At 66.3% G+C, this 11,539-nt stretch carries 12 protein-coding genes; 8 read left to right on the top strand and 4 right to left on the bottom strand.

Features of this window, described 5'->3' with window-relative positions; genetic code table 11:
* Nucleotides 1-54 precede the first annotated feature (54 nt).
* Nucleotides 55-447, bottom strand: coding sequence for a hypothetical protein (locus OCK02_RS05340; RefSeq protein ID WP_263811895.1), 393 nt, complete (start codon nt 445-447; stop codon nt 55-57).
* Nucleotides 448-694: 247 nt separating this feature from the next.
* On the opposite strand from OCK02_RS05340, the gene OCK02_RS05335 reads away from it, so the two are divergent.
* From OCK02_RS05335 to OCK02_RS05325, 3 genes are all read left to right on the top strand, one after another.
* Nucleotides 695-2,254 carry a helicase HerA-like C-terminal domain-containing protein gene (locus OCK02_RS05335; RefSeq protein ID WP_263812206.1) on the top strand — a complete coding sequence of 520 codons (1,560 nt, stop codon included), beginning with the start codon at nt 695-697 and terminating at the stop codon, nt 2,252-2,254.
* A 554-nt stretch (nt 2,255-2,808) separates the two neighbouring features.
* On the top strand, nt 2,809-3,483 hold the full coding sequence (locus OCK02_RS05330) for a YoaK family protein (RefSeq protein WP_263811894.1): 675 nt from the start codon (nt 2,809-2,811) through the stop codon (nt 3,481-3,483).
* Between the two features lie 349 nt (nt 3,484-3,832).
* Complete coding sequence (locus OCK02_RS05325; protein ID WP_263811893.1) at nt 3,833-5,350, top strand: ATP-binding cassette domain-containing protein; 1,518 nt, start codon at nt 3,833-3,835, stop codon at nt 5,348-5,350.
* 207 nt (nt 5,351-5,557) lie between these two features.
* Here the strand turns inward: OCK02_RS05325 and OCK02_RS05320 are convergent, their stop codons facing one another.
* Nucleotides 5,558-6,052, bottom strand: coding sequence for a MarR family winged helix-turn-helix transcriptional regulator (locus tag OCK02_RS05320; protein ID WP_230803062.1), 495 nt, complete (start codon nt 6,050-6,052; stop codon nt 5,558-5,560).
* Nucleotides 6,053-6,194: 142 nt separating this feature from the next.
* Here OCK02_RS05320 and OCK02_RS05315 point away from each other — a divergent pair, with 142 nt between their 5' ends.
* Together OCK02_RS05315 and OCK02_RS05310 are read left to right on the top strand one after the other, a co-directional pair.
* Nucleotides 6,195-6,590, top strand: a complete 396-nt coding sequence (locus OCK02_RS05315) for an Ohr family peroxiredoxin (RefSeq protein WP_263811892.1) — start codon at nt 6,195-6,197, stop codon at nt 6,588-6,590.
* A 75-nt stretch (nt 6,591-6,665) separates the two neighbouring features.
* Nucleotides 6,666-6,884, top strand: a complete 219-nt coding sequence (locus tag OCK02_RS05310) for a hypothetical protein (RefSeq protein ID WP_263811891.1) — start codon at nt 6,666-6,668, stop codon at nt 6,882-6,884.
* A 60-nt stretch (nt 6,885-6,944) separates the two neighbouring features.
* On the opposite strand, the gene OCK02_RS05305 is transcribed toward OCK02_RS05310, so the two are convergent.
* Nucleotides 6,945-7,367 (bottom strand): organic hydroperoxide resistance protein, encoded by a 423-nt coding sequence (locus tag OCK02_RS05305; RefSeq protein WP_230803059.1) that lies wholly within the window; start codon nt 7,365-7,367, stop codon nt 6,945-6,947.
* Between the two features lie 153 nt (nt 7,368-7,520).
* On the opposite strand from OCK02_RS05305, the gene OCK02_RS05300 reads away from it, so the two are divergent.
* Genes OCK02_RS05300 through OCK02_RS05290 form a run of 3 tightly spaced genes read left to right on the top strand, consistent with a single transcriptional unit; the run spans nt 7,521 to nt 10,393 of the window.
* Nucleotides 7,521-8,039, top strand: coding sequence for a MarR family winged helix-turn-helix transcriptional regulator (locus tag OCK02_RS05300; RefSeq protein WP_263812205.1), 519 nt, complete (start codon nt 7,521-7,523; stop codon nt 8,037-8,039).
* 58 nt (nt 8,040-8,097) lie between these two features.
* Nucleotides 8,098-10,047: a PAS domain-containing sensor histidine kinase gene (locus OCK02_RS05295; RefSeq protein WP_263811890.1), complete on the top strand. Its 1,950-nt coding sequence runs from the start codon at nt 8,098-8,100 to the stop codon at nt 10,045-10,047.
* Complete coding sequence (locus tag OCK02_RS05290; protein ID WP_230803057.1) at nt 10,016-10,393, top strand: response regulator; 378 nt, start codon at nt 10,016-10,018, stop codon at nt 10,391-10,393. The genes OCK02_RS05295 and OCK02_RS05290 overlap by 32 nt, the downstream gene beginning before the upstream one ends.
* A gap of 209 nt (nt 10,394-10,602) precedes the next feature.
* On the opposite strand, the gene OCK02_RS05285 is transcribed toward OCK02_RS05290, so the two are convergent.
* Nucleotides 10,603-11,391, bottom strand: coding sequence for a L,D-transpeptidase family protein (locus tag OCK02_RS05285; RefSeq protein ID WP_230803056.1), 789 nt, complete (start codon nt 11,389-11,391; stop codon nt 10,603-10,605).
* Nucleotides 11,392-11,539 lie beyond the last annotated feature (148 nt).

Genomic DNA, 11,539 nt, shown 5'->3' with positions numbered 1-11,539 from the left:
GGCCGAGAAGCGCGACCGGACCCTGCGCGGGCGCGCCTTCCGCCGTTTTCGTGCTCAGACGAACTGGCCGAGGCCGGGAACGGAACCCACGACCGCGTCGACGACGTCGTCACCGGCATATTCGCGGGCGACGGCGATCGTCTCCTTGGCAAGCCCGGTGATCTCGCCCATGCCGAGACCCTCGCTCATCAGCTGCTGGCCGAGCGCCATGACGCCGCCACCGCCCATAGCATTCATCAGCCCGCCGAGCAGGCCGCCGCCGCCGGCGCCCTCGCCGTTGTAGCGGGCGACCAGATCGGAGGCGCCGGGGATGGCCTCGATCATCTGCGCCACCGGCCCTTCCGCCGCCTCGCGCTGCAGGAAGCCCAGCATCATGCCGATCGCCTTCTCGGCCGTGGCCGGGTCGATGCCGACGCTTTCCGCCACGCGGTTGACGAGATCGTTCATGGAAATCCTCCGATGTTTTCTTTGACGTTAACGTCAACGTTATTGGAATCGTGCAGCAAACTCAAGCGCCGTCCAACGGCAATCCGCAACCGCGCTGCGGCTTACGAGAGGTGTTGAAGTTCCGCATCCACCTTATAAAGTCGCAAATACGATTCAATGATGAATTCGGGATGAAATCGGGGACGCGGCGGAACGACACGCCCTGCCCCGCCCGGCACGACAAGGGAGTGACACGGTGAGCGAGACGATACTTCAGGACGGCAAGCTCTACATCGGCACCAGCCGCAAGCCGGACAATACGATCAACAAGCCCGAATACCTCGAACTGAAATTCGGCAACCGCCACGGGCTCGTCACCGGCGCCACCGGCACCGGCAAGACGATCACCCTGCAGATCCTCGCCGAAGGCTTCTCCAATGCCGGCGTGCCGGTGTTCTGCGCCGACGTGAAGGGCGACCTCTCCGGCATCGGCGCGATGGGCGAGGCCAAGGACTTCCTGCTCAAACGCGCGGAGGAGATCGGGCTCGAGCCCTACGACTTCCAGGAGTTCCCGGTGATCTTCTGGGACCTCTACGGCGAGAAGGGCCATCGCGTCCGCACCACCATGACGGAGATGGGGCCGCTCTTGCTGTCGCGGCTGATGAATGCCACGGATGCGCAGGAAGGCGTGCTCAACATCGCCTTCAAGATCGCCGACCAGGGCGGCCTGCCGCTGCTCGACCTGAAGGACCTGCAGGCGCTGCTGAACTACATGGGCGAGAACGCCACCGAGCTTTCCAACAAGTTCGGCTTCATCTCCAAGGCCTCGGTCGGCTCGATCCAGCGCGAACTCCTGATCCTCGAACAGCAGGGTGCCGAGCACTTCTTCGGCGAACCGGCATTGAAGATCTCCGACATCATGCGCACCACCAATGACGGGCGCGGCGCGATCTCGGTGCTGGCCGCCGACAAGCTGATGATGAACCCGCGCCTCTACGGCACCTTCCTGCTGTGGCTGCTCTCGGAGCTGTTCGAGGAACTGCCGGAAGTGGGCGACCCGGAAAAGCCGAAGCTCGTCTTCTTCTTCGACGAGGCGCACCTTCTGTTCAAGGACGCGCCGAAGGTGCTGATCGAGCGCGTCGAGCAGGTGGTCCGCCTGATCCGCTCCAAGGGCGTGGGCGTCTATTTCGTCACGCAGAACCCGCTGGACGTGCCCGAGACCGTGCTCGCCCAGCTCGGCAACCGCGTGCAGCACGCGCTGCGCGCCTATACGCCGCGCGAGCAGAAGGCGGTGAAGACAGCCGCCGACACCTTTCGCCCCAATCCCGATTTCGACTGCGCCACCGTGATCACCGAACTCGGCACCGGCGAGGCGCTGATCTCGACGCTGGAGGGCAAGGGCATCCCCTCGATGGTGGAGCGCACGCTGGTGCGCCCGCCGGCCTCGCGCGTCGGCCCGCTCACCGACGCCGAGCGGGCAAATGTGATGAAGGTCAGCCCCGTCGCCGGCCTCTACGACGAGGATTTCGACCGGGAATCGGCCTACGAGATGCTGGCGGGGCGGGCGAAGAAGCTGGAGGAGGCGCAGCAGGCGGAGCAACAGGCCGAGCAGGCGCCGGAACAGGAAGGGGAGAACGGCGGCCGCTGGACGCTACCGGGCTTCGGCGACGAGCCGACCCAGGCCTCGACGACCGGAAAGACCAAGGCGCGCTCCGGCTACCAGCGCGAGACGGTGGTGGAAGCAGCGATGAAATCCGCAGCCCGCAGCGTCGCCAACTCACTCGGACGCGCGATCGTGCGCGGCATCCTGGGAAGCCTGCGGCGGTAGGACGATCCGGTCTCCCCGCACCGGCCCTTCGCCCCCATGCGGGGAGAGAGGCGGTTGAACGCCGGGGCCTCTACCCTCCCCTTGAGGGGGAGGGTTGGAGCGAAACTCCGGGGTGGGGTGATGTGACGCCGGCGAGGAATTCGGCGGTGCGCGCGACGAGCGGCAACCGGGCGCGACATATTGCCGACGACAGCGCCAGCCGACCCCCCGGTGACGACAGCAAAATCGCAGATCACAGCGTCAGCCGCACCGTCGGTCACCCCCACCCGCCGCTGCGCGGCGACCTCCCCCTCAAGGGGGAGGTGGGTGGATGACGCGACGCCGGGGCCTTTACCCTCCCCTTGAGGGGGAGGGTCGGAGCGAAGCTCCGGGGTGGGGTGATGGGACGCCGGTGAACGGGTTCGGCGGTGCGGGGCGACGATCGGGTTCCCCAGTGGGCGTGGCGATCGGCTCGACCGCCGGAGCCTGCAAATCGCCAGACGACCGCGCCCGTCTTGCCAGGCCGCGCAACCTCTGATTAGCTCGGTCCGTCGCAATCTGGAATCACGTCTCCCATGTCGGTCGCAAGGCGGCGGCGCCTGATCAGGCGCCAGCGAAGTTCTGTCGGGCTCGCGCTCGTCGCGGCCATCTCCTTCCTCGCCGGCATGACCGATGCGATCGGGCTGATGGCGGTCGGCGAGTTCGTCTCCTTCATGAGCGGCAACACCACGCGCGCGGCGGTGGCGCTCGCCGAAAGCGACGTGGAGCGGGCGATCCTGCTTCTGACCGGGCTTGTGGCCTTCGTGCTCGGCAACACCTGCGGGGTGATCGTCGCCGCCCGCTCGCGGCCCTCCCGCGTTCTCCTCTGCGTCACCGCTTTCCTCGCCGCCTCGGCCCTGGTGCCGGACCCGCGGGAGGTGCGCTTCCTGCTTCTGATCTTCGCCATGGGCACGATCAATGCCGCCGTCGAGCAGATCGAGGGCCTGCCGATCGGGCTGACCTATGTCACCGGCGCGCTCTCCCGCTTCGGACGGGGGCTCGGGCGCTTCATCCTGGGCGTGCGCGACCGGAAATGGCTGGTCCAGATCGTGCCGTGGACCGGCATGCTGGCCGGCGCGATCGCGGGCGCGAGCCTGCAGCGCAATGCGGCCGGCGCGGCCGTCTGGGCGCCCTTCATCGTCGCCGCCCTCGTCACCGCCGCCTCGATCCTCATACCCCGCCGCTGGTCGGTCCGCTTCCTGCAGCGGTGACGGCCTGCCCGCCTCCGCGAGCCCTCCCCGTGTCGCCAGAGTTGAAAATTCCCGCGATCGGTGCTATCCAGCCGGCCTCAACCGACGCTGCGAAAGGAGGGCGGACGTGAGATTCGATTTCCTGTCCAATCTCTCGCACGGTCCCGATCGTGCCCTGCAGATGCGTTTGCAGGGCTGACCAGAGACCGTTTTTCGACGAACCCCTTCTGGTCTGCCCTTGGTGGCAGCGCGCATCCTTGCGGGATGCTGCGCCAATTCCAATGCTTCCGAGCCTGAACGCGCTTGCATTCGACGATGGCCGATGCCCGCGATGCCGCGTTTGCCCGGACAATTCGACCAGGGACCGACAATGTCGCTCATCACGCTTCGCAATCTCGGCGTCACGCTGGGCATGCCGCTCTTTTCCGGCCTGAACCTCTCCGTCAACGCCTCCGACCGGATCGGCCTCGTCGCCGCCAACGGCCGGGGCAAATCCACCCTGCTGCGGCTGATCGCAGGCAGCCTCGAACCCGGCGAGGGCGAGGTCACCCGCGCGCGCGGGCTGACCGTCGGCCATGTCGAGCAGGGCGTGCCCCCTGCCCTCATGGAGGCGAGCCTGCATGACGCCGTGCTCGCAGCGCTTTCGCCGGAGCAGGCGGGAGACGAGCGCTGGCGCGTCGACGTCGTCATGGAGATGTTGGAGGTGCCGGAGGCGCTGCGCACCCGGCCGCTGTCGCAGCTCAGCGGCGGCTGGCAGCGGCTCGCCCTTCTCGCCCGCACATGGATCCGCGAACCGGACGTGCTGCTTCTCGACGAGCCGACCAACCATCTCGACCTCTCCCGCATCCTGCAACTGGAGGGCTTCGTAAACGGGCTGCCGCGCGGCACGGCGGTGATCGTCGCCAGCCACGACCGCGCCTTCCTCGACGCCACGACGAGCCGCACGCTGTTTTTGCGGCCGGAAAATTCGGCTGCCTTCGCCCTGCCCTATGACCGGGCGCGGGCGGCGCTGGACGAGGCGGATGCGGCGGACGCACGGCGCTACCAGCGCGACATGAAGCAGGCGGCGCAGTTGCGCCAGCAGGCGGCGAAGCTGAACAATATCGGCATCAATTCCGGCTCCGACCTGCTGGTGGTCAAGACGAAGCAGCTGAAGCAGCGGGCGGAGAAGCTGGAGGACGCGGCAAAGCCCGCCCATCTCGAGCGCTCCGCCGGGGCGATCCGGCTTTCCAGCCGGGGCACCCATGCCAGGGTGCTGGTGACGCTGGAGGATGCGACGATCGCCACGCCCGACGGCACGGCCCTCTTTCGCACCGGCCGGCAGTTCATCTGCCAGGGCGACCGGATCGTGCTGCTCGGCTTCAACGGCACCGGCAAGACACGGTTCGTCACGGCGCTGAAGGCCGCGATCGAGGGTGCCGCCGTCTCCGGCATCAAGGCGACGCCGTCGCTGGTGCTGGGCCATGCCGACCAGGCGCTCGCCGACCTTGCCGATACGGACACGCCGCTTGCCGCGCTCACCCACCGCTTCGCTCTTGGCGAGCCGAGGGCGCGTTCGCTGCTGGCCGGCGCCGGTATCGCCATAGAAAAGCAGGGCCAGCCGCTCGGCCGCCTCTCCGGCGGGCAGAAGGCGCGGCTCGGCATGCTGGTGCTGCGGCTGACCGAGCCCAGCTTCTACCTGCTCGACGAGCCGACCAACCATCTCGACATCGAGGGGCAGGAGGCGCTGGAGCAGGAACTGATGGCGCGCCAGGCGACCTGCCTGTTCGTCTCGCACGACCGAAGCTTCGTCCGCGCGGTCGCCAACCGCTTCTGGCTGATCGAGAAGCGGAAACTGGTCGAGGTGGAGGATGCGGAACGCTTCTTTGCAGAGGCCAGGGCGAACTGATCGATGGCGGAGGTGAGCGGACCAGGCCGCTCACCTTCTTGCCGCTGCATGGCTTGGATGTGGCCGCTTGCGCCTAGAGCATAGTCGGCGATTATTGAATCGCCGACTATGCTCCATCTTCTTGGTTCTACGCAATTCCAGACGCAAAACCTGTTCCCACTTTTGCTGGTATTGCTTTGGAGTGATGACCTGCCTTCAGGTGGCGGTTCATTTCTCTGCATCATCGGCATGCGTCGCGCGCAACAGGTTGTCCCGCAACTTCACAACAGATTCCTGCACCACTGGAAACTCGTCGCCCAGCCCGGTGGCCTCCATCAGCACTGAACCCGGTTCCAGTTCCACAAGGTCACGCCCGGCAGGGGTAAGGCTCACCCGCACCTGCCTCTCGTCGGCGGGATCGCGCCTGCGATGCAGGTAGCCTTCGGCCTCGAGCTTCTTGAGGATCGGCGTCAGGGTGTTCGACTCCAGGAACAACTTCTCGCCGAGCGCACGAACGGTCTGCTCGTCCGCCTCGGAGAGCGCCACGAGAGTAATATATTGCGTGTACGTCAGGCCAAGCCTGTCCAGGATCGGCTTGTACGCCCGCCCGAAGGCGAGATTGGCCGAGTAGATGGCGAAGCACATGAAATTCGCGAGCTTTCTTCCGCTGCTGCCCGTCTGCGCGGGCGCATCCTCTATGGTCCTGGTCTGAACAATGGGCATGAACATCTCCATCCGGTTTCTGGCACCCATATTAATCGTATCCGATTAAATCGCAATATGGTTGACAAAGGCATTGAATGAATCTATACACATCGCATCCGATTAGATCGGACACGATCAATATCATCAAAGGATATGAAACATGACTGAGAAGCTCGTACTCAGCGGCAAGACCCACAACACCGGCGGCCGTGACGGCGGCACCCGAAGCAGCGACGGAATGCTGGACCTTCGCCTGTCGCAGCCTCACCCGGCCGCCGAAAACCTCTTCGGCGCCGCATGGTCGGCCTGCTACATCGGCGCAATCGAACTTGCCGCCGCCCAGCGCAAGGTCAAGCTCCCGAACGGCCCCGCCGTCGACGCCGAGATAGACCTGAACGTCAATGAGGGTTCCTACTTCCTGCGGGCACGCTTCAACGTCAGTTTGCCGGGCATCGACCGAGACATCGCACATGAACTGATCCATGCTGCCCACGAAATCTGCCCCTATTCCAAGGCAACCCGCGGCAACATCGACGTGGAAACCACCCTTGCCTGAATCGGGACCGGCAGGCCTGGCTGTCGAACGGCAGGCCCGCCCCACGCGGTGCCAAACGAGCGGAGGACATTCGCCATGACGGAAGAAACACGCAGCGCAGAGAACTACCCCGGCAGGCGCTCGCCCCGCACCACTGCAGCAGCCAACTGGACAGCCGGCTGGCGCCTGGCGTTCCGCAGCAACAAGCCGAACGAGTTCGTGACCGGCGAGCTTCGGGCCGCCCTTGGCGAAGGCTTGCCGGTGCCAACCGGCTTTGGCATCCCGATGAGCCGGCGCAATCTATCCGAAGCCTGATGAAAAAGGCCCGGCGAAGCAGTTCGCCGGGCCGCATCGACCAAGTTATGTCGACCGCTATCAGACGACCGTCGTCTTGACGTCGAGGTTGCCGCGGGTGGCGTGGCTGTAGGGGCAGACGACGTGGGCCTTGCTGACCAGGTCCTCGACCACGGCCTTGTCGACGCCGGGGACGGAGACCTGCAGGGCGGCCTCGATGCCGAAGCCGCCGCCGTCTTCGCGCGGGCCGATGCCGACAGTGGCCGTCACTCTCGCTTCATCGGGGATCTTTACCTTCTCCTTGCCGGCGACGAACTTCAGCGCACCGAGGAAGCAGGCGGAATAACCGGTGGCGAAGAGCTGTTCGGGATTGGTGCCGCGGGCGCCGTCGCCGCCGAGTTCCTTCGGCACGGTCAGCGTCACGTCGAGCACGCCGTCTTCGGTGGCGCCGTGGCCCGCACGGCCGCCGGTGGCAGATGCCTTGGTGGTGTAGAGAATGGGCATGTCGGGTCTCCTTCGGTTGTCGATAAATAATTATGTAGCGCATAATCTAATTGCGCGCAATATAATTTTGCGCATTGCATTTTGAGATAACACCTGCGACAATACGGCATGGCCAAGGAACACGCGATCGCGGACATTCAGAGCAACAAGGCGATGCCGGGCGACGGCGCAATGCGGATCGACGATGCCATGCTGGCGCTCGACCGCCAGCTCTGCTTCGCCATCTACTCAGCCGCGCATGCGTTCAACCGTACCTACAAGCCGCTGCTCGAGCCGCACGGCCTGACCTATCCGCAGTATCTGGTGCTGCTGTCGCTCTGGCAAGACGACGCGAAGACCGTCAAGGCGCTCGGCGAGGCGCTTCACCTCGATTCCGGCACGCTCTCGCCGCTCTTGAAGCGGCTGGAGGCGAGCGGCTACGTCGCCCGCAAGCGCGACCGCGCCGACGAGCGGCAGGTGCTGATCACGCTGACCGGCAAGGGCCGGCAGATGAAGGAGGAGGCCCGCGGGATCCTGATGGAGATCGGCAAGGCCTCCGGCTGCACGGCGGAAGAGCTGGGCGCCCTCGGCGCCGGGCTGCAGGCGCTGGCCGACAAGCTGCGCGCCGGCCACGGCCCCGACCCGGCCGGCGGCCCCGCGGAAGGCATACCGGAAGGCTCGCCGGGAAAATAGGCTGGCTCCGGCAGGCGCCCGCCCTATATTGCCGTTCGTCACCGACGATGGAGGCCGAATGCAGCACGATGACCGGCAATGGCGTCTGACCGGCCTGTCGGCGGGGCTGTGGTGCATCGTCGTCGGCCTCGGCATGATCGTCTTCTGGCTGGCGGAGCCTGCGGAGCTCGCCGCCCGCCATCCCGAGATTTTCGGCATGAAGTTCAATGCGGCGCTGGCGTTCACGGTGCTCGGCGCGGCCTTTCTCCTGGCGCTTTCCGGCCACCGCGCGCTGCCGGCCATCGGCGCGCTCGCGGTGCTCGGCTACGGCGTGGTCGCGCTGGCGCAGCACGTCTTCGCCGTCGACCTCGGCATCGACCAGGCGCTCTACAGGCCGTTCACCGATATCGGCACGAGCCTGCCCGGACGGATCGCGCCGAACACCGCGCTCTGCTTCATCCTCATCAGCCTCGCCGTCATCCGCCGCGCGCTGCGCGGCGAAAGCGACATCGTGCAGATCGCCTGCAGCTATGCGGCCGTGGCGATCGCCGCCACCGCGCTGATCGGCTACCTGATCGATTTCGACGCCGCCCACGACTGGGTCGCCTACACGCGGATGTCGGTGCAGAGCGCCACCTGCTTCCTGGCGCTGGGGGTCGGCATCCTCTTCATCGGCGCGCGGACGGCCGGCTATCACCGGCTGGCGATCGCCGCCTCGCTCGGGGTCGCGACCTACCTGATCCTCTTGACGCTCGCCTATCTGAAGGTCAGCGAACAGGCGAAAAGGCTGCCGTTTGCGATCGATCGCGACGGGATTTCCTCGACGGCGGCCACGCTGCTCGACCTCATCCTGCTGTCCGGGCTGATCTATGCGGGGCTGCTCGCCTATTCCTACTGGAGCTCGCGCCGCTACCGCCGCAGCGCCACCCATCTCAGCGAGAGCCAGGGGCGGCTTGCGGCGATCATCAACGCCGCCGTCGACGGCATCCTGACCGTCGACGCGAACGGCACCATCCTTTCGGCAAATCCCGCCTGCGAGCGCATCTTCGGCCATGCGCCGGAAGACGTCGTCGGCAAGCCGGTCAGGATGCTCCTGCCCGGGCCGCCCGGTGACGGGGCGGAGGCGACCGGAGGCGGCCATAGCGGGGCCGGATACGTGGTCGCCAGCGGCGAGACGGACGCACGGCGCAAGGACGGGCGCATCGTCCCCGTCGAGCTCTCCGTGGCCAGGGTCGAGCTTGCCGAGGGAACCGTCCACACCGCCATCATCCGCGACATCTCCGAGCGCAAGCACTTCGAGCGGCAGCTCCTGGCGGCCAATGCGGAACTGGAGGAATTCGCCTACCGCACCTCGCACGACCTGCGCTCGCCGATCGCCTCCTCGATCGGCCTGCTCAACATTTCGCGCGAGCTTCTGGAAAGCGGCGACCACGACGCGCTGGCGGGCACGCTGGAGCGGATGGAGCGCAACTTCACCCGGCTCGACCACCTGATCCAGAACATCATCGTGCTGACGCGCGACCGGCTGCTGGAGGAGGAGGACCGCCGGATCTCCCCCTTCGACGTGGTGCAGAGCCAGGCCGACACCCTGTCGACGCTGGAAGAGGACGGGCGCGTGCGGATCGCCAACCATATCCCGCCGCAATTGACAATCTCGACCAAGCCATCGAAATTCGAGGTCATCGTCGGCAATCTCCTGTCCAACGCGATCAAGTACCATGATCCCGGGGAGACGGATCCGCGGGTCGACGTCCATATCGAGGAGCATGACGGGAGGATCCGTCTCGTGGTGGAGGACAACGGGCTCGGCGTGCCGGAGGAGAAGCGCCCGCTTCTGTTCCGCATGTTCAAACGCCTGCACCCGAGCCGGTCCTTCGGCAGCGGGCTCGGCCTCTATATTCTGAAGAAGAGCGCCGAATCGCTCGGCGGATCAGTCACCTTCGAGGCCAGGGACAAGGGCAGCCGCTTCATCGTCGAGCTGCCAAACGGGGACGGACATGAAGCTGAACACCATACTGGTGGTCGATGACGACGAGAACGACCAGTTCATCTGCGAATACACGATCCGCAAGTTCGATCCCGCCATCGCCATCCTGAAGGCGCAGGACGGCACCGAGGCGCTGGCGATCCTCAAGACCGAGACGCCGGATGCCATCATCCTCGACATCAACATGCCGATCATGAACGGCTTCGAGTTCCTGGAACACTACGCCAGCACATTCGCCCACCATGCCCCGGTCGTCGCCATGCTGACGAGTTCGCAACTCGGCTCCGACCGCGAGCGGGCGCTGCGCTATCCCTTCGTCAGGAGCTACCTGGAAAAGCCGCTGACCATCGAGCACCTGCGGCAGATGCAGGCGCTTCTGGAGGCCTGACGGGACGCGCGCCTCCGTCTACTTGAACCGTTGCATTGGAGAATAGGCACAGCGTTCCTGCAAAGATGCCCCTCATCCGCCCTACCGGGCACCTTCTCCCCGCAAGCGGGGAGAAGGGCGATGGCCGCGGCGTCTCCGTCCCCTCTCCCCGCTTGCGGGGAGAGGGTCGGGGTGAGGGGCAGGTCTTTCCGTCAGCCGAACCGCCGGCGTTACAGCACCACGATCGGGGAGCCGTTCGGGACGCGGCTATAGAGGTCGATGACGTCCTGATTGAGCAGGCGCACGCAGCCCGATGAGGCGGCGCGGCCGATCGACTTCCATTCCGGAGTGCCGTGCAGGCGATAGAGCGTGTCCTGGCCGTTCTGGAAGATGTAGAGCGCGCGGGCGCCGAGCGGGTTCGACAGCCCAGGCGCCATGCCGCCGTTGCGGGCGGAGTAGCGTTCCAGGTCCGGCTGGCGGGCAATCATGCTGTCGGGCGGGGTCCAGCGCGGCCAGGCCTGCTTCCACTGGATGACGCCGCGGCCGTCCCAGGCAAAGCCCTCGCGGCCGATGCCGACGCCGTAGCGCATGGCCCGGCCGCCGGACAGCGTCAGGTAGAGATAGCGGTTGTCGGTATCGACGATGATCGTGCCCGGCGCCTCGCCAAACGGATCCTGCACCTCGTGGCGCAGGAAGCGGGCGTCGATCTGCCGGTACGGAACCTGCGGGATGGTGAAGCCACCGTCGATGCGGACGTCGTACATGCCGGCATAGGCCGGGTCGAGATCCGGGATGCCGGTCGGCAGCACCGGCTGCTCGTAGGGTCCCTGGTCGGGATCGCGCCCCTCCAGCCACGGCCCCGGGACCCCTTCCAGCGCCGGATTGCGATAGACCGCATCTGTCTGCCAGCGGAACCGGTCGGTGTTCATCGACGACGTGCAGCCGGCAAGGCCCGTGGCCGCGGCAAGCCCGGAGAGCCGAAGGAACCGGCGGCGGGAGAGAGTGAGTTCTGAGGCCATGATCAGCGACGCATTCCATGAAGTCCGAGAGACGCAGGCAGGAAGATAGGGGACGATTCCTTGCCGGCGAGATAACGTCGTTACCGTGCCGCAATTGTGGCAGACCCGGCTGGCGCGTGGCTTGCGGCCGCCACGCCGCCGTCCCCTG

The organism is Rhizobium sp. TRM96647 (assembly GCF_025780115.1).
Lineage (GTDB): Bacteria > Pseudomonadota > Alphaproteobacteria > Rhizobiales > Rhizobiaceae > Mycoplana.
This window is presented reverse-complemented; position numbering and strand designations above follow the sequence as displayed.